Origin of the sequence: Pseudoalteromonas sp. SWYJZ12 (assembly GCF_015864395.1) — a bacterium.
Taxonomy (GTDB): domain Bacteria; phylum Pseudomonadota; class Gammaproteobacteria; order Enterobacterales; family Alteromonadaceae; genus Pseudoalteromonas; species Pseudoalteromonas arctica.
Map to the genome: position 1 here is coordinate 219,600 of NZ_JADYXH010000001.1, position 21,499 is coordinate 241,098.

General features: G+C 39.0%; 17 protein-coding genes. 2 read left to right on the forward strand and 15 right to left on the reverse strand.

Annotated features, from left to right (window positions below; genetic code table 11):
* Positions 1 to 309: 309 nt before the first annotated feature.
* The 4 genes from I6F42_RS00910 to I6F42_RS00925 all read right to left on the reverse strand — a co-directional run bounded on the left by I6F42_RS00910 (position 310) and on the right by I6F42_RS00925 (position 1,597).
* Positions 310 to 828 carry a DUF4240 domain-containing protein gene (locus I6F42_RS00910; protein ID WP_007583221.1) on the reverse strand — a complete coding sequence of 173 codons (519 nt, stop codon included), beginning with the start codon at positions 826 to 828 and terminating at the stop codon, positions 310 to 312.
* The gene (locus tag I6F42_RS00915; RefSeq protein WP_007583223.1) at positions 828 to 1,019 is read right to left on the reverse strand and encodes a YwbE family protein; all 192 of its coding nucleotides are present in this window, start codon (positions 1,017 to 1,019) and stop codon (positions 828 to 830) included. Before I6F42_RS00915 ends, I6F42_RS00910 begins: the two co-directional genes overlap by 1 nt.
* 68 nt (positions 1,020 to 1,087) lie before the next feature.
* Positions 1,088 to 1,369 (reverse strand): hypothetical protein, encoded by a 282-nt coding sequence (locus tag I6F42_RS00920; RefSeq protein WP_197150069.1) that lies wholly within the window; start codon positions 1,367 to 1,369, stop codon positions 1,088 to 1,090.
* 15 nt (positions 1,370 to 1,384) lie between these two features.
* The gene (locus I6F42_RS00925) at positions 1,385 to 1,597 is read right to left on the reverse strand and encodes a hypothetical protein (protein ID WP_007583226.1); all 213 of its coding nucleotides are present in this window, start codon (positions 1,595 to 1,597) and stop codon (positions 1,385 to 1,387) included.
* A 100-nt stretch (positions 1,598 to 1,697) separates the two neighbouring features.
* Between I6F42_RS00925 and I6F42_RS00930 the strand changes: the two genes are divergently transcribed.
* Positions 1,698 to 2,507 carry an ion transporter gene (locus I6F42_RS00930; protein WP_010552921.1) on the forward strand — a complete coding sequence of 270 codons (810 nt, stop codon included), beginning with the start codon at positions 1,698 to 1,700 and terminating at the stop codon, positions 2,505 to 2,507.
* 87 nt (positions 2,508 to 2,594) lie between these two features.
* On the opposite strand, the gene I6F42_RS00935 is transcribed toward I6F42_RS00930, so the two are convergent.
* On the reverse strand, positions 2,595 to 3,719 hold the full coding sequence (locus tag I6F42_RS00935; protein WP_197150074.1) for a DUF748 domain-containing protein: 1,125 nt from the start codon (positions 3,717 to 3,719) through the stop codon (positions 2,595 to 2,597).
* Between the two features lie 488 nt (positions 3,720 to 4,207).
* Between I6F42_RS00935 and I6F42_RS00940 the strand changes: the two genes are divergently transcribed.
* Entirely contained in the window at positions 4,208 to 5,371 is a 1,164-nt protein-coding gene (locus I6F42_RS00940; protein ID WP_010552923.1) for a GGDEF domain-containing protein, read from the forward strand.
* Positions 5,372 to 5,604: 233 nt separating this feature from the next.
* Here I6F42_RS00940 and I6F42_RS00945 read toward each other — a convergent pair whose 3' ends face one another.
* From I6F42_RS00945 to I6F42_RS00990, 10 genes are all read right to left on the reverse strand, one after another.
* On the reverse strand, positions 5,605 to 7,494 hold the full coding sequence (locus tag I6F42_RS00945) for a bifunctional diguanylate cyclase/phosphodiesterase (RefSeq protein ID WP_231616279.1): 1,890 nt from the start codon (positions 7,492 to 7,494) through the stop codon (positions 5,605 to 5,607).
* A gap of 339 nt (positions 7,495 to 7,833) precedes the next feature.
* The gene (gene asd, locus I6F42_RS00950; RefSeq protein WP_033012476.1) at positions 7,834 to 8,973 is read right to left on the reverse strand and encodes an aspartate-semialdehyde dehydrogenase; all 1,140 of its coding nucleotides are present in this window, start codon (positions 8,971 to 8,973) and stop codon (positions 7,834 to 7,836) included.
* Between the two features lie 221 nt (positions 8,974 to 9,194).
* Entirely contained in the window at positions 9,195 to 11,897 is a 2,703-nt protein-coding gene (locus I6F42_RS00955; RefSeq protein ID WP_197150088.1) for a TonB-dependent receptor domain-containing protein, read from the reverse strand.
* Between the two features lie 64 nt (positions 11,898 to 11,961).
* On the reverse strand, positions 11,962 to 16,050 hold the full coding sequence (locus I6F42_RS00960) for a hypothetical protein (protein WP_197150091.1): 4,089 nt from the start codon (positions 16,048 to 16,050) through the stop codon (positions 11,962 to 11,964).
* Positions 16,051 to 16,334: 284 nt separating this feature from the next.
* A complete protein-coding gene (locus tag I6F42_RS00965) occupies positions 16,335 to 17,663 on the reverse strand; it encodes a lipopolysaccharide assembly protein LapB (RefSeq protein WP_197150660.1) in 1,329 nt (442 codons plus the stop codon).
* Between the two features lie 69 nt (positions 17,664 to 17,732).
* A complete protein-coding gene (locus I6F42_RS00970) occupies positions 17,733 to 18,338 on the reverse strand; it encodes an energy transducer TonB (RefSeq protein WP_193371817.1) in 606 nt (201 codons plus the stop codon).
* A gap of 12 nt (positions 18,339 to 18,350) precedes the next feature.
* Positions 18,351 to 18,764 (reverse strand): biopolymer transporter ExbD, encoded by a 414-nt coding sequence (locus I6F42_RS00975; protein ID WP_004334764.1) that lies wholly within the window; start codon positions 18,762 to 18,764, stop codon positions 18,351 to 18,353.
* Between the two features lie 53 nt (positions 18,765 to 18,817).
* A complete protein-coding gene (locus I6F42_RS00980; protein WP_010552929.1) occupies positions 18,818 to 19,345 on the reverse strand; it encodes a MotA/TolQ/ExbB proton channel family protein in 528 nt (175 codons plus the stop codon).
* 3 nt (positions 19,346 to 19,348) lie between these two features.
* The gene (locus I6F42_RS00985; RefSeq protein ID WP_010552930.1) at positions 19,349 to 20,716 is read right to left on the reverse strand and encodes a MotA/TolQ/ExbB proton channel family protein; all 1,368 of its coding nucleotides are present in this window, start codon (positions 20,714 to 20,716) and stop codon (positions 19,349 to 19,351) included.
* Between the two features lie 10 nt (positions 20,717 to 20,726).
* Complete coding sequence (locus I6F42_RS00990; RefSeq protein ID WP_008169959.1) at positions 20,727 to 21,479, reverse strand: DUF3450 domain-containing protein; 753 nt, start codon at positions 21,477 to 21,479, stop codon at positions 20,727 to 20,729.
* Positions 21,480 to 21,499: the final 20 nt, after the last annotated feature.

The window sequence follows — 21,499 nt, forward strand, 5'->3', positions numbered from 1 at the left end:
GTAGGACGCGGAAGCTTTGCTCGGTTTTTATTATTCTTACATGGATGTAAGCCATTAGAATAACGCAGGAGCAGTTGTCGAGCCCACTAGGTTACAAATCTCGCGCCGCGATTAAATCCTTCTTGGATTGAACAAATTCAACCACCAAAGGTAAACATGCCCTAGATACTCATTACAAACCATTTTGTTGTTAAGCACTTTACTCAATACGTACTTAAACAACAAAACGATTTATACCAATGCGCTTAATTGTAAGGGTAAATTGAACTCATTAGATTGTTTAACTAGTTATACGAATTGGTATTTATTTTATTGCCAGTACTTTGCAAATAATAAAGGGTAGCTTTGCTTTAAAAACTTAGGTTTGTCTTTAAAACGTTTACCTTTGGGTTCATCACTGCCAGATGGGATAAACGGCAATTCGTCTTCGTTACGTTCTTCAAATAATAAACCGGCTATTAAGTCGTACTCATCAATGTACGGATAAGGCTGCTCGTTTAAGTAATAAACAGGTGTACACTGCGCTATAGAATCAGCATTTTCTAAGGCGTTTTCGAAAACTGTTTTACCGCGCGAAATTAACCAACATCTAAATTCGCTAAAGCCGTAATCGTCGTTACATCCAGCCATCACAAAAGCGGCACCAAATAAATCCCAGGTAAAACACTTGCGCATATGTATGCCAAAATGCTTATCAAAATCAATAAGGTGTTGATCGCTTAAATCATTAAGTTTAGTTTTTAGGTTATCGCTCACACTTTGCGGATCGAGCCCTAAATCAGGCGTTGTTACTAATTCCCAAAAAGCCTGTTCTGTTAACGCTGCCATTATAAAATCTCTTTTACTCGGCCAACTTGACCATCTTCTAAACGTACTTTAATGCCGTGTGGGTGATTTGGTGATTTTGTTAAAAGGCGCTCAACAACACCCTCAGTTAATGTGCCGCTGCGTTGATCTTCTTTTAATACAATATTTACTGTGGTACCTGGTGAAATTTGCGAACGCGTAGGAACAGCCATAATTGAAACCCTAAAAATAATTTATCTAATTATAACGTCCATGTGCTATCAAACCAACAAAAGCTCTATTAATTGGCGGAAAATGAAATATGTGCTGGTTTTGCGTTCAACTTAATACCCGTAAGCTCTTTGAGTATTATATCTGTTAATTCGTTAAGTTGCGGTTTTGCACTTTCAAGGGCTATATCATCATTAAAATAGCACTGTACTTTTAACGTATTGGCCTCGTTATTTAAATCAATGGTATGCGTTAAATAATCAAAACCAATTACGCTTTCTTTTATTGCCTCGCATGCATTAGTAAGTGCTAGTCGAATGTGCTTATCGCGCTGCTTTTGAGTTTTAGTCATAAATATAAAGGTTACTTATTTAGTTTCTGCTTGTTGCTGTTTTTTAAACTCTTCGTAGTTAGAGTCTTGTTTATCTAGGCATTCGTAATATTCTTTGTCGGCTTTATAGTTACATTCATCAAGGCGCGCCGATTGAACTTCATGAAAACGCGCGTCAGAGCTGCAACCAGCTAAAACACATAATCCAACAATAAGTAATGCGCTACTTTTTAGTTTATTGATAAACATTAAATTTCCTTACACTTTCTATATCGAAAAAGCGTTAAATTATTACAATATTATTGTATATTAGCGCCATAAAATCTTAATCTCCAAAGGATCTATTTCTATGATGTCGCAGTTACAAAAGTTGTTTCAGCGTATAGACAAAAGCAAGATATTTCAATCATTTGTTATAGCTGTAATTATTGTTTCTGCCCTGACAGTCGGTGCGCACACTTACTCACTACATCCTACCGTAGAGCTTGCTCTAAATTGGATGGACGTTGGCATTACCGCATTCTTTTTAATTGAGCTAGTAATCCGCTTTATTGCAAGTAAAGGCATAAAACACTTTTTTTCTAAAGGATGGAATATATTCGACACCATCATAGTATTGGGCAGTTTATATCCTGCTGCTGGATCTACTATGTTAATTGCTCGTTTACTGCGTATATTTAGAGTGCTGCGATTGGTATCGATGATCCCAGAGCTGCGCTTATTAGTTAACTCATTGCTTAAAGCCATTCCGCAAATGGGTTATATAGCCCTATTAATGTTTGTTATTTTTTATATATACGCTGCAATGGGCAGCATGATGTTTGCGGAAATAAACCCCGTACTTTGGCAAGACGTCTCAATCTCAATGCTTACCTTGTTTAGGGTGGCAACATTTGAAGATTGGACCGACATAATGTACGAAACAATGGCGGTGTACGAATTAAGCTGGATTTACTACCTTACGTTTATATTTTTAACCGCATTTGTATTTTTAAATATGATGGTAGGTGCCATTTTAGAAGTTATGAGTGAGGAGCACCGCAAAGCGCGAGAAGAGCTCGCAGACGACAGCTCATTACCTGCAACGCAAGGGCAAGTAAACGAACTAAAATCCCAAATTGCTGAGCTTAAAGAGCTATTGAGTAACCGCAAAAACTAATCTGATAAGAGTACTAAAGCACCCACTTAAAGTTTAAAAGTGGGTGCAGCTTAAACATTTAACTCAAACATGCATTCCCAAAGTGCTTTAATTCCCATTGTTATCAGGTTTGTTATTCGTATCTTCAAAAGAAATAACGTTATCTACTTTCATCTTAAACGCATCAAAAAAAGCATTTTTTAAAACCGAAGTAACTGCTTGGAAAGTCGAAACATCCGCGTTGTCTAATTGCCCTTCTATAGGAATGCGTGCAGCAACAAGTTTAGACTCATTGTTTTCGAGGATAGAGCCCAGTAAATCAACACTGCCTTCAAATATGGCCGTAAATATGCCGTCGTCATCTTTTTCTATATCTTCGCGCCACGAAAAAACACGCAAGTTTTGAACGCCCGCTTTTACATAACCATTTAAGTTATTATCTTTAGCCACAAGTTCCATAGCGCCATCAATGCCTCCCGCTTCAATATCAAACGGTGTATACACTTTAAATACAGTGTCTAAATTTTTAACTGAAAAGCGCTGTACCTCTGCGTTAAAATCAAAATTAGCCTGCTTGCTAAAAGGGTCTAATTTGCCATTAAGCTTCAAAGCTGCCTCGCCCATTAATGCTCCCTCTACGTTTAGAGTAGTCACAAGTGTTTTTGATAGGTTTTGCGCATTCGTTATATTTTTAATTTCGGCATTGATATTTGATATAAAAGTGGGGTTTTCACCACTGTTAGTTGAATTAACTAAGGTTAACTTGCCTTGCTCAATTGTTAAGGTATCAATAGAAAACAGTACTAAGTTATTGGCGAGCCCTACCCAGGTAGTTTCATCTTTTACTTGTTGATTTTGCTCAGAAGCATTGGGGTCTTTATCGTAAATAACTATCTCAGGACGCGTAAAAGCCATATTTGTGACTAAATTCCCTTTTAAAAGGGCTGACCACGCGAGTGAAAAATCGAGAGTTTGAATACTCAGTAAAGGCTTAGGAGCTGAAGTTGCATCAACAGCGTAAATTTCAACGTTGTCAATCGCGTAGGCACCGCGATATAAAAACAAATCTACATCACCAACATGTCCCGTAACACCTTGCGTATGCTTTAACTGATAATTTACGTAATACTGAACTACATAAGGCGCGGCTATTCGCGTTATTATAAGCAATACAATCAGCGCTATTACACCTTTAAAATATTTGGCGTGAAATGTTGTAGATGAAAAATGCATTCTAACTTCCTTTGCTAAAAACGAGGGCCTATTGACCTTTAAGGATTAAACTCTGTTCTATGTAGGGCTGCGTATGTTTGGCATTAATGCTGCGTTATCGCCTATTTATGAAGAACAACCACACAACATAGACTCAACCTTGCCTAAAAACCAAATGTACGGCTGCACATTTAATCTCGAAAGATAAACAGGCTCTAATTAGTTAAACTTTTTAATTAAGTACATAAATAAACGTGTAAAAATTACTAATATTTGTAACTTAAGTACCTGTTAGGTATAAAATTACAAATAGAGCAAAGCCATATAAGCTTAAAACTTTAAACTACAATCACTACAGCAAAGGATATACCACTATTCAAATACACCGCTTAATGAAGTGATTCCCATGCTTATCTATCTATAATTTTGCCAACTAATAACCTGCATTGATTCGAATAAACCGCTTTCATCTACTAAAGTAAAATTAACGCAAACAAGAATAAAAATACATGAACCCTGTTTTTTATATATTAGTTACCCTCTTTTTAACCAGTGTTATTTGGTCTGTCATATTTTTAATGTCGTGGTTTACGTTAGGTAAAAAGCAATATGCCATGCTTTGGACAATCGCATTCGCACTCTCTGCATGCCAATGGGCAACAATATTAGCAGAACCATTATTTGACTCTCATACACTATATTGGATGTTAGGAAGCAGCTTCTCAGTAGGCTCTGTGCTACTTGGTACATGGGGGCATTGCATTAGGGTAAATTCGAGTATAAAAATTCGCTATTTAATCATCTCGGCAATAGTAACTCTTGCTGCTGTTTATTATTTTACAGCCATAAATGTGCATGTTGGCTTATTTATGTCGTTGTATGTGTATTACGATGTGATCTTACTGATACTAAGTGCGGTTATTATTTTCAGGCATAAGCAAAAATCACTCCCTGCTGAAATAGGCGCTAGTATCACTTATTCGCTATGTGGATTACTTTTATTTGTTGCAGCAAGCATAGCATTACTGCAAGGCAGCCAAGTGAATGAAGAATATATAGCGCTATATACATTAATTAATTTTATGACTGTCCCTGCTGCTCATGTCGGCATGGCCGTATTTATGATATTCATAATGGCGTCTGATTTAGCCGAAAAAATGAACCATCTTGCAATGACTGATGTACTTACGGGCTGCTTAAATAGGCGTGGGTTTTATAATAAAAGCCAAGAGCAACTAAAAGATAAACTTAATAATTATAAGTACGTAAGCTTAATTTATTGGGATATAGATAAATTTAAAAAAATAAACGATGAGTTTGGACATGCAGGAGGTGATGTGGTGTTAGTAGAAGCGGCGAAAATAATGCAAGACTGCATAAATCCAGATGATTTGTTTGGCCGAATTGGTGGCGAAGAATTTACCTTATTAATAGCACGTAACGACGAGCCTACAGCTAAAGCATTCCCCGAAAAACTAAGAAACGCACTCGCCAGTAGTCCGATTCATTTTAATGATAAAGTAATTAATGTTACGGCAAGTTTTGGTGTAATAAATATTAAATGCAATAAAACCGCAATTGAAAGCGCAATAAATGAGGCAGATAAAGCACTCTATCATGCTAAAAATGGAGGGCGTAATCAGGTAGTTCATATAAGCGAATTAAGTCAATAAAAGTTCATTATTACTAAGGCCTACCTATCTTTTTAGGTTGAATTTTCGGCAGCATCTTTAGGCAAATAGCATAAAAAAAACGAGGCGGATTGCTCCGTTTTAAGTTATTTTCATATGAATGTAAGCTAATAGAATAACACAAAAGAAGTTACCGCTCGCAGCGAGCCAGAAACGCACGGCACGCTTAAATCGAACCTAGATAAAACAAACTTTGTGCCTGAAAAGTCAGCGCTCTAACTAATAAGTTTAAGCGCATCGGCAAATCTAACTGGTTTACTGAATATAAAACCTTGATACTTATCAATTTGTAAGCTTTGTAATAACGTTAGCTGAGCGGGGTTTTCTACGCCCTCCGCTATTACTTGGCATCCAATCATATGCGACATGTTAGTTACCGCAGATACAATACTTTTATCTTTTGAGCATTCACAAATGTTATCAATATAAGATTTGTCTATTTTAATGTAATCAACTGACAGCTCCTTTAAAACCGATATAGAAGAAAACCCAGTACCAAAATCATCAATAGAGATACGCACACCGGTATTTTTTATGGCCGTAATCACTTTTGACAAATACGGTAAATTTTTGATCATGACTGTTTCTGTTATTTCTAAATGCACATTGTATGGTTTAACTGCGTATCTATTTAAAAGCGCAACTAAAAAATCTAAAAAGTTATGGTTTTCTAGTTGCAACACCGACACATTAATCGACAATCCAATCTTACTATTCACAGCGTTTAACTTACTTAAACTCGCAATGGCTTGTTCTAGTACAAATTCGCCGAGGATATTAATTTTTCCATATCGCTCTGCAATATCTATAAATTCTGAAGGGGGAATAAATTCATCATTAAACTGCCAACGAAGTAGTACTTCAAACGTGGTTATTTCATTTGTACTTATATCAACAATAGGTTGATAACACAGATGAAAGTCACCTTTTTCTACGCACTCTTTAATTGAGCTGCGAAGTACTTCTTCTCTTTTAAGCGATTCATGCATTCGCTCGTCAAATACCGATATTTCATTACGGCTTTTCTTACCTTCATACATAGCAACATCAGCGTATTTAATCGCGTCTTCAAGATTAAAGTTTTCACGCGTAAAATACAGCCCAACCTTAAAAGAAGGGTTTACTTGATAGCTATCCATGCTTACTGTTTTCGTTAAAGTTTTAACTAATCTAAAAACACAGTCAAAAAGTTCGTCTTCGGTGTTACTACGAGAATAAAAAATAAACTCATCCCCTCCCCAACGACAAGCAATAAAATCGCCCTGAGTTTGTGTTTCAACTAATCGTTTACCTGTTTGGGCCAGAACAAAGTCACCAAAATCGTGACCGTATTTATCGTTGATGATTTTAAAGTCATCCATATCTAAAAATAAAACGGCTTTAATATCATCATTTTGATTGGCTAAATCAAGTTCAACATTAGAAACAAAGCTCCCCCTGTTAAACAATTTAGTTAAATTATCTTTTTGCTCTAAAAGGATTATTTGTTCGGTACGAAGTTGCACTTCGTTTTCTAAGTTTTCAATAAATTGATCTAACTTAAGTTCATTATTAATTGATGACTTTACATCTTTAGCAGAACGTACAGCGGTAACAAAACACAAAATAAACCATAAAACGAGCCCTAAAACACCTAGTACATTCTCATCTTCAATAGGCTGTAAAAGTAATAAAATACTAAAAGGAACCAGTAAACAGGTTATATACGACAAGGAGGAACGAATATCAGAAGCTAAAACATTTACACCGCCACCAGCAAGGGAGCTAAAAACAACGAGTGATACAAACTTCTCCTGCATTGGCATATTTTCATAAAACAAAATGGGGAAAGCAGCCCATGTTAAAGCCGTTAATAATAAACCTATAAAATACAGATGATATTTAAAAGCATGGGTGTTGTTAACAAATACATGGCTGGCTATTCGAAGTAATGAAATAAATGATAACGTAAAAAGCCAGTAAAGTTTTTCTTGCGAGGCGCTGTGGTTAATACTGCTAAAAATAAGAAAACAAGAAACAACCGTGTTTATAGCAATTGCAGAACTAAAATAGGAGCTAACAAATGCTAATCGCTTATTGGCAAAGTTATTTATATGAGAGGTCATTAATGTTACTTGAATAGGCTGTTGCACAATGTAAACAGTTTACTTAAGTTCAATAATAAACAACAGTGAACATTCATAAAAAAGTATTGTTTAAGCCTCTTAAGCGGTTTTATAAGCCATTAAACTAAAAAGGGCTGGCAAATTGCCAACCCCTTTTGTTAATACTGATTATATATTATACCAATTCGCTTAATTAAGTGATCTATTTTGAGGGAAGAAAAATAGTGTCGATAACAAGGCAAAGATTTCGTTATTTAGTTGTTCTATATCAGAAATATTTAACGTAGTTAGCGTCAGATTTAACCCCTCAAATTGATTAAGTATTATTGCGAATTGGTATTACTCACCATCAACAATTATGCGTAGCATACGACGAAGTGGCTCTGCCGCTCCCCACAAAAGCTGATCGCCTACTGTAAATGCGCTGATGTATTTTGGCCCCATCGCTAATTTACGAATACGGCCAACAGGAATTGTTAAAGTGCCTGTTACTTTAACGGGTGTTAAGTCTGTTGCGCTAATTTCACGCTCGTTAGGAATAACCTTAACCCACTCGTTATGAGACGCTAAAATTTCTTCAATTTTTTCTACGCTAATATCTTCACGTAATTTAATGGTCATCGCTTGTGAATGACAACGCATAGCGCCAATACGTACACATAAACCATCAATTGGCACTGGTTGCTTTGAAGAACCTAAAATTTTGTTCGCTTCAACCTGTGCTTTCCATTCTTCTTTAGACTGACCACTTGGCATAGGTACGTCAATCCAAGGGATTAAACTGCCCGCTAATGGAACACCAAATTGGTCTTGTGGTAAGTCTTTAGACGCCATTGTTTCACTTACTATTTTATCAATTTCTAAAATAGCAGAGCTTGGGTTATCTAGTTTATCTGCAACACTTGCATGAATAGCGCCCATTTGTGCAATAAGCTCTTTCATATTTCGTGCACCAGCGCCCGACGCCGCTTGGTAAGTCATTGGGCTTACCCATTCAATTAGGTCTTGCTCAAATAAACCACCTAATGCAAGTAGCATCAGCGATACAGTACAGTTACCGCCCACAAAGGTTTTAACGCCTTGCTCTAAGCCTTGTTCAATAACATCTTTGTTTACGGGATCAAGCACTATAATGCTGTCCTCACTCATACGCAGCGCTGAAGCTGCATCAATCCAGTAACCATCCCAACCCGACTCTCGAAGTTTTGGATATACCGCATTGGTGTAGTCACCGCCTTGGCAAGTAACAATAATATCCATTTTAGCAAGTTCGCTAATGTCACTTGCATCTAGTAATGGTTTTGCGTCGCCCGCTATATCTGGGCCTAGTTGACCCGCTTGTGAGGTGGTGAAAAAGGTGGTGTCGATATGGGCAAAATCACTTTGCTGCTGCATACGTTCTAATAACACAGAGCCAACCATGCCACGCCAACCGACTAATCCTACTTTTTTCATTGTTTGTTCCACTGTTTGATTCATAAAAGATGCCTTAATACATTAAAAATTAAATTCATTGCGTGAGATTTAATTTTCATTAACGCTAAACTAACACTGGCTGAAAGCTAAAACTAGCGAATAAAACAGAACTTAAATATTTTTCATACTGAGCATAAACGCAAAAAAGCTCTGCATTAAAAATACAGAGCTAATAGATAGTGAAGTTTATTCTTTCATTCCTTGAGTTTTATTTTAAATAAAGCTTAAAACTCATAGCTATAACTTAAACTAAACTCAGTGCCGGTGTCTTGTCCCCAAAGGGTAAGACCTTCTTGTTCAATTTCTTTTTCTTGGCCAAGCATGTTCTTAACCTTAAAATTAACTTTGGAGTTAAAGTTAGGGAAGTAAGAATAGACTAAATCAACTGAGTGAAAGGACTTTTCTTCTGCATCTTCATTACCACGTGTACCAGGTACAATTATACGAGGACCAAACACATTATAAATTAATGAAGTAGAGTGAAATCCATCATCCGAGTCATAGCCCATTTGTAAGTTTGCAACCCACTCAGAATGACCAACTAAACGACGCTCATTGTTAGTTACAATATTCGATACCGTATCGGCCTCAAGGGCTTCTTTAAGCTGTGTTTCAAACAGTGAGTCAACACCGTCTGAATCATTAATCCCCAAATTAACACTTGAGTCAGATAGCGTAACGTTGCCTGACAAAAATGCTGAAGACCAATCTTTATTTATAAAGCCAAAGTCAGTTAAAAAATCAACTTCAATACCCGACAATTTACCCGACTGAGCATTTGCTGTTAATAACTGTGGAGATGCTCCCCCTACGCCCGCAAGCTCAACCATTTCAATTGGGTTTTCAATGTCTTTATAAAATAATGCAACAGAAAGATTATTACCTGATGGCATATACCATTCAAACCTAAAATCAACATTTTTTAAATTAGAACTTTGTAAACTAGGAGACCCTCTCACCAGAAACTCAGTTAACGGGTCAACAAAGAAAGAAGAGCTTACATCACGTAGATCAGGGCGAATGGTTGTTTCACTTAAATTTAAGCGAAATTGCATTTCTTCATCCATGATGTACGTAACAGCTAAAGAAGGAAAAAAGTTATCTTCATTAATAGCTACATCTTGGATTTCTTGTAGTGTATTTTCAAAGAAATTAGTATGCGCTTCATAACCGACTGAGACTTGCGAAAAATCTTCCCATCGAACGCCACCAGTAAAACGCCAAGTGTTTTGATAGAAGTAATCGGCCATAAAATAATAAGCATCTAATTTATGCGCTGCACTGTACTTATCACCATCAGTGGTGCCGTCATCAAAAATACCTGAACCAGTTACACTTGCATAAAAAGCGTCATTCGCCGTGTTTTCATCAGCAAAAATATCGCTTACGTTAGAACCGAACGAGTACTCATCGCTTATACCACGGTGCGTAATGCCAAACTTCACATTACTTGCATCACGTTTTTTCTCTGAAAAATCGCCGCCTATTTTTAACTCAAGCTCATAGCCGTCACCATAAAAAGGCATACCCATATTCCAACCAAATGTTTCAACATCGTCGTGTAATACTTGATACTCACGGGTGATATTTGTTGCAGCTACATCTTGCAGTTGTTCAGATTCAAGCACGCCATCAACTAAGTTTTGCTGATAAACAACATCTAAACCACCTGGTGCATTACGGTTTGCTCGACTTAAACCGCCATACCAATCAAAAAATAAATTATTTAGCTCTGGAAAGTTGTGCGTCCCCTTAAGCTGAGTCGAAAACATTTCGCGCTCTTCGTAGGTAATATCTACTCGGCGTAATTCGGTGACACCTTCTTCGGTTTCATTTGCATCAAAGTAATCGCGGTTACGTACGCGGTCACTCATGTCATGAAGTGCAATATTAGTAAGCTCAAACTTATGGTTTGAATTTAACTCATATCCTAAATTTAATGTACCGCTCCAACGTACATTTTGCTCAGTCGATGTACCATCGTAATACTGGGCAAAACATTTGTCTTCACAGCCTAAGCTACCAAGGCTTGAGCCGCTTTGCTCTTGAACTACTTCCCATTCGTTATCGTAAGATACGGCTGCAAGCACACCAAAAGTACCGGCCTCACTTTCAAATCTATCACCTAAGGCAATAGAGAAGTTCATAGCAGGGTCAACATCCTTTTCTGAAATACCTACATCCCAATCAAGCGATTGAATCAGGATTTTACGCTCAGCTAACGTAGTGTTTATATTGCCCTCAAGACCAGCATCACTGGTAAGCGCAGTAGTAAACACATCCGATAATGCTCGTGAACCATCATCTCGACCCATCCAGTCATCATCACCGCCACTGTAAAAGTAACCGGTATCGCTATTAGAAGTATTGTACGATGTACCCACTTGTACTTTTAATAAAAAGTCAGAAGGAATTGATTTAGTGCGAATATTTACATTACCACCACCAAAATGCGCTGGCATATCCGGTGAAAATGACTTTTGTACACTCAAGCTTTCAATAATTTCAGATGGAAATAAATCCAAAGGAACCACTGAGCGAGTAGGATCAGGACTTGGTACATACATGCTATTTAGCTGAGTACTAGAATAGCGTTCACCTAAACCACGCACATAAATAAATTTGCCGTCGACTAACGTTAAACCAGTAACACGACGAAGTGCAGAGGCGGCATCGCTATCACCAGTACGTGATATTTGGTCTGCACCCATAATATCAGCAACAAACGCTTGGTTTTGACGTTCTTGCAGTACAGCACCCGCACTGCCCTTTAATCGTTGCCCTACAGCAACAACTTCTTCTATTTCTTGCTCTTCTACTTGCTGCTCAGCAGCCGTGGCTGTATTTACTGATAAACCAAGTAACGCAGCCATTACAGCGTAGTTTAACTTTGATAAAGCAAGTGTAGAGGGTTTAAAAGATTTCATTTTTATACTCCGAAACAAAACAAGACATTAGCCGAGCTTTCGCTCGGCTATAATGTGGTTTGGGTTAAAGGCCTACTTTTACCCAACCTGCTGTCCAGTCTGTTTGTGCATCCATCGCACCAATGTAATCTACAGAATCAAAGTAACTATCTAAGCTTGATGAATCAAAGCCATTACCAAGTAATAACGACTCAGCAGTTGGCATATAGCCATTATCTGCTAGCCCAAGGTCAGCGGCTACTTGAACTGAATTGCCTGTTTGTCCTAAGAACCAAGATTCAACATTACCTGTACCAATTGCTTGTGTACCAAAGTTGTTAGCGGTTTCACACGCAACAACTGAGTGAGTAACAGTTAATGTACCGTCCTCTGCTCGCGGCGCTGAATCAGAGCCTACTCGTAAACAGTTTGAATAGTCTGCCCCGCCTGTAACCACTACGTTTTTAAGCATACCCGCAGTACCTGCACGTAAGCGGATACCATTTACACCCACATTACCAATAATTGTTACATTAGAGATAGTTGGCATTGTTAGTGGCGTTGCACTTGAATCAAACTCAGAGTTATCAGCTTCAATTGCATTGTCGCCCTCAGAGTCTGATTGTTTAATCAGTACATATTGCGCTTTACCCGTCCAACCGAATGACCAATCAAGTGAATCATCGCCTATGCTTGTTAAAACAAGGTGACTAATATTTGCAGTACCACCAAAAAATTCAACACCATCGTCTAGATTTTCATGAACGTGAATGTAATCTAGTTCAGTCTGACGACCAACACCCGCAAGTGTAATACCGTTAAGTTCATCGCCATTACCCAGCGTTTTACCCGCTTGCTTAACTGCAACATACTTTAGCGTACCTGAATTATCTTCAGGGTCATTACCACCGAACTGGCCTGCGTCACCTTCAGCAGACACACCACAGTTTGCAAGTTCATCTGCGGTAGCTTCACCTTGTTGGTCGCCACATGAGTTAGCAGGTGCATTACCCAATAATACTAAACCGCCCCATTGACCAATCGTAGTTTCGCCGCCCGTCATATCCTGGATTGACGTCATAGTAATTGGTTGATTTACACTGCCTACCGCTTCAATTTTAGAACCACGGCGAACAACTAAGAAGTCATCACCCGACTCACCAATTAACGTTGTACCAAACTGAACATAAAGTGTTGTGTTGTCAGCCCGGTCATTACCAACGGCTGTACGTCCTTTTAAAATCCAATGCGCATCGTTAGTCAGTGTTACATCAGATGTAAATACAACATCAGAGGTTAATTGATATACAGGTTTGTCTGTAATTGTAGGGAAGCTAGCAGAAACATCTGTTGCAAGTCCTTGTGCTAATGCATTAGCTATATCGTCAGGAAAGCTTGGTGTAATAGCAACTGTCCAACCATCCATCCAATTATTATCGCCATCGAATGCGCCGATGTAATCTGTTTTGGTAAAGAACGAGTCAAGCTCAGATGAATCCCCACCAGCACCTAATAAAGGTGAACCCGATTTTGGTGTAAAGCCGTCTGTCGCTAAATTAAGTGCTGAAGCCGTAAGCGTTAAGTTACCCGTTTGACCTTCAAACCAAGACTGCACATTGCCACTACCAATTGCTTGTGAACCAAAGTTATTATCTTCACTACATGCAACAGCTGAGTTTTCGATAGACAACTCACCCGATTCTGCATTAGCAGCAGAGTCTGAGCCTACACGTAAACAGTTTGAGTAACCTTCAGGGCCCGTTATAACAACATTTCGTAGAACGCCCGCTGTACCTGCACGTAAACGAACACCGTTAGTACCATCAGCACCTACAATTGTTACGTTAGAAATAAGCGGTTTAGTCAATGGTGTCGCATTTGAATCGAATTCTGAGTTATCAGCTTCTATTGCGTTATCACCCTCAACTGAACTTTGTTGAATATAGATATTTTGTGCACGACCCGACCAACCAAATGACCAATCGAATGCATCGTCGCCAATATCAGTTAGTACAATGTTACGAACATTAACTGTGCCACCAAAAAACTCAACACCATCATCTAGGTTTTGGTGAATTTGAATGTATTCAACTTTCGTTTGTGAACCAACACCTGCAAATGAGATACCGTTAAGTTCATCGCCATTACCCAGCGTTTTACCTGCATGTTTAACAACAATATAACGAAGAACACCTGAGTTATCATCGATAATATCACCACCAAACTGACCAGCGTCACCCTCAGCTGATACACCACAGTTAGCTAATTCTTCAGCTGTCGTTTCACCGGTTTGATCGCCACACGAGTTAGCGGGTGCATTACCTAATAATACTAAGCCGCCCCATTGACCAATCGTTGTTTCAGCGCCTGTTACATCTTGAATAGATGTCATAGTGATTGGCGCGGTTGCATTACCATTGGCATTAATTTGTGAACCACGACGTACAACTAAAAAGTCATCACCTGTTTCACCAATTAGCGTTGTACCCGCTTGAACATATAATATAGTTGCATCTGCACGGTCATTACCAACTGCAGTACGACCATTTAAAATCCAATGTGCATCGTTAGTAAGCGTTACATCTGCCGTGAACGTTGTATCTTCAGTTAAACGGTATACTGGTTTATCTGTAATTGCTGGAAATTCACTAGAAACATCTGATGCTAAGCCTTGTGCAAGCGCGTTATCAATATCAGTAGGGAAGCCGCCATTAATACCGACAGTCCAACCTTCCATCCAGTTAGTTGAACCATCAAAAGCACCAATTTGACCATTTGCGATAAGCGGTGAACCAGCAAGTGGCGTGTAACCGTCATCAGCAAGCATAAGCTCTGCAGGCGTAAGTACTTGGTTACCATCTTGTCCTTCAAACCAAGATTGTACATCGCCACCGTTAATTACTTCACTACCAAAATTATTTGCCGTTGTTTGACACGCCACAATAGAGTTTACAATCGTTAGTGTGCCATCTTCAGCGCGAGGAACTGAATCAGACCCTACACGTAAACAGTTTTCGTAAGTAGCAGGGCCCGTTACAAATACATTTTTAAGAGCGCCCGCAGTACCAGCGCGTAGACGAATACCATTATTACCTTCTGCACCGACGATTGTTACGTTAGATATAGTAGGCAGTGTTAATGGCGTGGCGCTTGAATCAAACTCAGAGTTATCAGCTTCAATAGCGTTATCGCCTACGTTAGCCGCTTGTTGAATGTAAACATTAGTAGCCGAACCCGTCCAACCAAAAGACCAATCAAGTGAATCATCACCAATGTTAGTCAGCACTACATTACTTACATTAACCGTACCACCAAAAAACTCGATACCGTCATCAAGGTTTTCATGAACCTGGATATAATCAACCGTAGTTGCAGAGCCAACACCGGCAAATGTAATACCATTTAACTCATCACCATTACCAAGCGTTTTACCTGCTTGCTTAACAAGTACATATTTTAGAGTACCTGAATTATCATCACTGATATTTCCACCGAACTGACCTGCATCACCTTCAGCTGACACGCCACAGTTAGCAAGTTCGTCTGCTGTTGCTTCACCTTGTTGGTCTCCACATGAGTTTGCAGGTGCATTACCAAGTAATACCAAACCACCCCATTGGCCAATTGCTGTCTCGCTACCCGTAACATCTTGAATTGATGTCATCGTAATTGGCTGGCTTGCAGTGCCGACAGATTCAATTTGTGAACCACGACGCACAACTAAAAAGTCATCCCCTGACTCACCAATAATCGTTGTACCTTGCTGAATATAAAGCGTTGTACTATCTGCGCGATCATTACCCACAGCAGTACGACCACTCACAATCCAATGTGCATCATTAGTTAGTGAAACATCAGCAATCAATGTTGTATCAGCACTTAAGCGATACACTGGTTTATCTGTTATTGCTGGAAATTCACTTGATACATCCGTTGCTAAGCCTTGAACAAGTGCATTGTCGATATCAGCAGGGAAACCCGTAGTTGCATTTTGCGAATCATCACGCGATGATTTTTCATCTACTGTACCACTGCCACCTTCAACAACATTAGTAACTGTGTCGCCTTCATTTATTGTTGTGTCGCCTTCAGATACTACTAAGTCACCACCACAACCCGCTAAAGATACTGCAGTTGCAATCAAACTAACTTTAAATAAGTCAGATAATTTCATTGTTCACTCCGTTAAAGTATTTAATTATTTTGTTAAGTGCTTTAAATAAACTCAAGTCACCTTAAAACATTAAGTAATGCTTTAAGGTCACTTGAGTTATCAGCAGCGCCTACCTTACGGTAGCTATATGACATTACAGTTACACTTTAATAAACATAAGATGACAAAGTTATTTACATAAAATTCAAGTAGTTAATTTATTAAAAACATAAAAAAACCACACTAAAAATAGTGTGGTTTGGATTTGCGATTATGAAATTATATTTAAACGTTATTACTAAAGCTTAAAGCAGTGCCGTTCTTAATGTTTCTGCATGCACTTTCTCGCGCTTTACATATTTAATCCATTGCTGCGCTAAACGCTGTGATTTTTTATGTTTTTCTGCCTGTTCGAACGCTAAAATTGATGCATCAAAATTTTGTAAGTTGTACTGAGCCATACCCAAGGCAACAAATGCATTTGATTCAAAATCAAGTGAGCCTTTATTAAGTGCTTTACGCGCTGCGTCGGCCGCTTCTTCATATTGCTCAGTATTAACATATACTTCAGCTAAGCGTTGGTCATACTTACCACTGGGTGATAAATCGGCTGCTTTTACAAAGTATTTTATTGATTTTTCGTCTTCTTTTGCTTGAATCATCGCCTCAGCTACAAAGGCATAGTTTTTAGCGTTTTGCTCTGCAATCCCTTTTTCAATCGCATCACTCATAACGTCTGCGGCTTTAAATGCTAAGCCGTTATATAAATACACTTGCGCTAATTGACGTAAATCAGACTTAGAGGTTAAAAATCCTTGCTGATAAGCCGCTTCAATTACCGCCAACTGCTGCTTTTCTTGCCCTGTTTCACCATACATACCTGATAACTGTACCCAATACTCAGGCTTGTTATAAAGCTTTACCATGCGCTCAAGTACTTCAACAACTTTGTCAGTTTGATTAAGTGAGTAGTACATGGCACGCTGTAGTACTAACCAATTTTCTTTAGGGGCTTTACCTTCGCTGTCGCTTAAAGCAATCACTTGAGATATGTACTCAAGGCCTTTTTTATAATCCTTTAACTGATAGTATGTTTGAGCCCTTAACAAGTAATAGCCTTCTGTTTTAGGCTTAGTGTTAATAGTGTCCCAGTCATCTAAAAATGCGATAACTTTAGTGTAATCACTATTAGCCATAGCTAGTTGCGCTAAACTAAAGGTAGTACTTAAACGAAGCGACTCAGGAATGGCTTCCTCTGCTACGACCTTTTCAAACGAAGCTATCGCTTTTGGTAAATCGTTTTCGTTGTAATAAATAAACCCATAAAAATTATGCATCATCGCAATTTCGTACGAGTTCATGCTCGATGAACGCTCATTAATGCTATCAAGCGCTTCAAGGCCTGCTTTAACATCGCCATCATCAGCGAGTTTTTGTGCACGTGCGAGTTGGCTGTAGACCTTTTCACGAAGCGCTGGTACACGTTTTGTTTTTTGCTCTTGCTCTGCATATGCCGTAGCTACACTTAGCCCTGGTATCAGGCTTAGAGCACTTGGTGTAACAATACTTGTACTGATCGCAGCGGTACAAAATAGTGTTAATTTAAAAAATTTAGCTGTAGGGCTTAATTTCATAACAGATTTAATAAATAGTTTCATAATCGCCTCGCATTACTGTCCGTATACTCGTGGTTAATTACTAAATTAACCGCTGATTTGGAAAGATATTTTGTTCTGAACACCCGCCACTTCAACGGCTTCACCGTTTACTACGCGGGGTTTATATTTAAATTTAAGGGCTGCATCCATCGCGGCTCTATCAAAGAGTGACTCAGGCTCTGCTTTAACCACTTGTGGGTCGCGTACAGTGCCTTGTTTAGTTACTATAAATTCAACAATAACGTAGCCTTCGATACCTCGCGATAATGCGCGACGAGGATAAACAGGCGCCACTTTAACAATGGGTAAATACTCACCATCACTTGTTTCAAGTGCTAACCCGCCGGCTAAATTTACATCCGCATCAACGTTTGCACCAAAGTCAAAGTTGTTAGCATTAGCTGTAGCATCACTATTTTGCATTTGCGGTGATTCCATTGGTGGTGGCGGCTCTTTTGGTGTTGGTGGCTTTTGTGGCTTACGCTCTTTTTTTTGTACGGTTTCTTCTTTTTTCAAGCGAACAAAATCAAGTACGTTCCCCTTTACCGGATCCGTCATAGCGCCTTCACCGCCAGTGATCAGTGCCTGCATGCCTAAAAACAACATAAAGGTCACTACACCGGCTATCACTAATGCAACTAAATATCGCAACATAACTAGCCCTTAAGACGCATCTTGTGCGGCAATTGATACATCAAATGCGCCCGCCGCGCGCGAGGCATCCATCACCTTTATTAACATTTCGGTAGTGGCTTTTTTATCCGCTTGAATCACAACGCTACCTTGTGGATTTTCTGCTTTTAAACGCTCGATATTGGCTTGTACTGCGCGTACATCAATTTGACGTTTATTAATCCAAATTTCACCTGTATCTGAAATCGCCACAAGGATATTTGCACGCTCTTTTTTAACCGCTGTTGCGGCTTCTGGGCGGTTAACATCAATACCGGCTTCTTTAACAAAAGAGGCAGTTACAATAAAGAAAATAAGCATGATAAATACAACGTCTAGCATTGGGGTCATGTTTATTTCTTCAGCTTCATCTTCTTGAAATAGGTTTCCTAACGGGGCTCTCATTTTTATTCTCCTAGGATGAGCGACTTTATATAAGCCGCTTATCAAAATTTTGCTTAATGGTCTAAAACCATGCTGTCTTGTAGTAGTTCTACTTCGCGCTTAGCTTTTCGTTGTAAATACGTTGAGGCAAATACCCCAGATAACGCACCTACCATGCCTGCCATTGTCGGGATAGTTGCTTTAGATACCCCTGACGCCATTGAGCGCGCACTCCCTGTGCCAGTAATTGCCATTACATCAAACACTTCTATCATACCCGTTACAGTGCCTAACAAACCAAGTAGTGGGCACAAAGCAACCATCACATTAATCAAAGAAAGATTGGTGTTTAAGCGCATACCTGCTCGCGATATCATCGCTTCGCGTATTTGCTCTGCATTCCAGCTATCACGTTCTGCACGGTTAATCCAATTGGCTTTTAGAGCATGTTTATAGCTTCGAAAACCGTTGAAAAAGTAAATAAATCGCTCGAGTATCAATAACCACATCGCGAAGATTAACACCCCGATGACCAAGAGAACTTGGCCACCAGTGTCGAGAAAATCACGGATAGCATTGATTGAGTCAATCAATAGCACCATGGTTTATGCTCCCTTCTCGCTTCGCTCTGCAATAATACCGGCGCTCTGCTCTTGAATAGTTAACAAAATATTTTTAGCGCGCGTATTAAGTAAGGTGTATAAAAATACCGTTGGTATTGCTACCACTAAGCCTAGTACCGTTGTTACTAGTGCTTGAGAAATACCACCCGCCATTAATTTAGGGTCGCCGGTACCAAATAAGGTAATTGCTTGGAATGTATTGATCATGCCTGTTACCGTACCTAATAAACCTAACAGCGGTGCAACAACAGAGATGATTTTGATAAGTGTTAAATTACGCGTCACTTTTGGCATTTCACGTAAAATAGCTTCACTTAATTTAAGCTCCAGTGTGTCGTGTGAAACACTTGGAAATTGATCTTTTACTTTCATTACGCGTCCAAGCGGATTGTCATCACGTGCAACTGAATCTTTAAGTTGACGACGAATTTTACCGCCCATAATCAATAATGAGAAAAAACGCTCTAGTGATATAAGGAGTGCAATAACACCCACGCCTAAAATCACATAACCCACTGTGCCACCTTGATGAACACGTTCTTGTGTATCAGGTGCTTGTACTAATAAACCAAGAATAGATCCACCTGTTGGGTCAAGTGCAAATTGCACTACACCACTTTTAGTGCTTTGTAGCTCTTCTGCTGTTGCAGTAAAGCGCGATACAGGTTGGCGTGTTAATTCACTCAAAGAATTAGTCGAGGAATTAAACTCTAAATATTTACCGTTTGATATAAGGTTAAATGCGCCCACTCGCACAACTTCTTGCTGTGCTTTAGTACCGCCTTCAACAATGACACTTGCGTTAAAACGACTTACTTTGCCTTGCTCGGTCATTTCGCGCTGTAGTTCAAACCATACTTTCTCAATATCTTCTATTGAAGCAAGTTTTGAAGTTGAACCCATTTTTTGAGCAAGGTCATCCATAAACGTACTACGCCCAGCAATCTGGGAAGATATAATTGATGTCGCAAACTTATTACTAGAATCACCTGCTACTTGCTGTAACACGCCAAACAATTCTTTAAGGGAACCCATTCGTTTAGAAAGCGTGTCTGTTAAGTTAGCAAGTTTTACTTCATTTTCTTCAAACTGCGTTTCTAAGCGCTCAGATTCCACCAGCATTTGATTACGCTTTGCTTGGGTATTTTTAAGCGTTTGTACTTGCTCGTTTTGACGAGCAGTAAACTCTTGTTCGCGCTGCTTATTTTGCTCGCTTTGAGCTGATTGACCATTTTCGAGCGTTTTAAGTAATGAATCTAAGTTCATTGGCTCTGCCGCTATACTTGCACCAGTAATGCTTAGGCTTGCAGCAAAAAGAGCTATTTTTGTCATTTGAGTAAACAATTTCATTTTTAACCTCTTATTCTGCTGCATGTACTGGCAGAGTTAACATATCTGGGGCAAGTTGCTTACGCGCAATACGTAAGCCTTTATTAATTTGGCTTATTGTAGAGTCTGGTAATGCTTCAAATGATTTTGTATCTGCATTCCAACTACCTGCTTTTTTACCATCGCGTGTTAAGTAAATAAGCTCTAAACGGCCAATGCGTAAAAAATCGACTTCACGCTCTTTGTCATCCACGTTTAAAAGTGCGGTATAGGCTTCAATAGTGCGCCCGTAGTCTACTTCTACTTGATAGGCTTCAAGTACACGGCGAAATTTTTCACTTGAATTGATATCTGCACGATTCATCATTTCATTTAAAGATGTAACGCGCTTAGTGCGCTCATCAGCTAAAAATGGAATATCTAAAGATACAAACTGCTCAAGGCCTTCAATCATTCTAAGCATTAGCGGCGTAATTTGACGTTCAATAATAGAAACCTGATCCATAGACAGGTTTAAAGATTCCATCTCTTCTACTTGATTATTTAACTGTTTAGTTAGCTGAGCGTTGTAAACAGCTAAACCGTCAATTTCTTTATTGAGGGTTTTAAATTGCTGTAAACGTCCTTGCATTGAATCTGCAATCTTGTCTATTTTTGTTTGTGATTGCGCAGCTGATTTATTAATTTCACTGCTTTTATCAATAACCTTATCTAAATCGTTTGCGTGTACTGCTGCACTTGCGGCCACAATACCAGCTAAGATTAATGGTTTAACGCCTTTCATCGCATACACCTTTACTCGTT

What these genes read in the sequence shown, in the direction of transcription:
- I6F42_RS00910 (WP_007583221.1), bottom strand. Translation starts at nt 828, where the DNA reads ATGGCAGCGTTAACAGAACAGGCTTTTTGGGAATTAGTAACAACGCCT.
- I6F42_RS00915 (WP_007583223.1), bottom strand. Translation starts at nt 1,019, where the DNA reads ATGGCTGTTCCTACGCGTTCGCAAATTTCACCAGGTACCACAGTAAAT.
- I6F42_RS00920 (WP_197150069.1), bottom strand. Translation starts at nt 1,369, where the DNA reads ATGACTAAAACTCAAAAGCAGCGCGATAAGCACATTCGACTAGCACTT.
- I6F42_RS00925 (WP_007583226.1), bottom strand. Translation starts at nt 1,597, where the DNA reads ATGTTTATCAATAAACTAAAAAGTAGCGCATTACTTATTGTTGGATTA.
- I6F42_RS00930 (WP_010552921.1), top strand. Translation starts at nt 1,698, where the DNA reads ATGATGTCGCAGTTACAAAAGTTGTTTCAGCGTATAGACAAAAGCAAG.
- I6F42_RS00935 (WP_197150074.1), bottom strand. Translation starts at nt 3,719, where the DNA reads ATGCATTTTTCATCTACAACATTTCACGCCAAATATTTTAAAGGTGTA.
- I6F42_RS00940 (WP_010552923.1), top strand. Translation starts at nt 4,208, where the DNA reads ATGAACCCTGTTTTTTATATATTAGTTACCCTCTTTTTAACCAGTGTT.
- I6F42_RS00945 (WP_231616279.1), bottom strand. Translation starts at nt 7,494, where the DNA reads ATGACCTCTCATATAAATAACTTTGCCAATAAGCGATTAGCATTTGTT.
- asd (WP_033012476.1), bottom strand. Translation starts at nt 8,973, where the DNA reads ATGAATCAAACAGTGGAACAAACAATGAAAAAAGTAGGATTAGTCGGT.
- I6F42_RS00955 (WP_197150088.1), bottom strand. Translation starts at nt 11,897, where the DNA reads ATGAAATCTTTTAAACCCTCTACACTTGCTTTATCAAAGTTAAACTAC.
- I6F42_RS00960 (WP_197150091.1), bottom strand. Translation starts at nt 16,050, where the DNA reads ATGAAATTATCTGACTTATTTAAAGTTAGTTTGATTGCAACTGCAGTA.
- I6F42_RS00965 (WP_197150660.1), bottom strand. Translation starts at nt 17,663, where the DNA reads ATGAAATTAAGCCCTACAGCTAAATTTTTTAAATTAACACTATTTTGT.
- I6F42_RS00975 (WP_004334764.1), bottom strand. Translation starts at nt 18,764, where the DNA reads ATGAGAGCCCCGTTAGGAAACCTATTTCAAGAAGATGAAGCTGAAGAA.
- I6F42_RS00980 (WP_010552929.1), bottom strand. Translation starts at nt 19,345, where the DNA reads ATGGTGCTATTGATTGACTCAATCAATGCTATCCGTGATTTTCTCGAC.
- I6F42_RS00985 (WP_010552930.1), bottom strand. Translation starts at nt 20,716, where the DNA reads ATGAAATTGTTTACTCAAATGACAAAAATAGCTCTTTTTGCTGCAAGC.
- I6F42_RS00990 (WP_008169959.1), bottom strand. Translation starts at nt 21,479, where the DNA reads ATGAAAGGCGTTAAACCATTAATCTTAGCTGGTATTGTGGCCGCAAGT.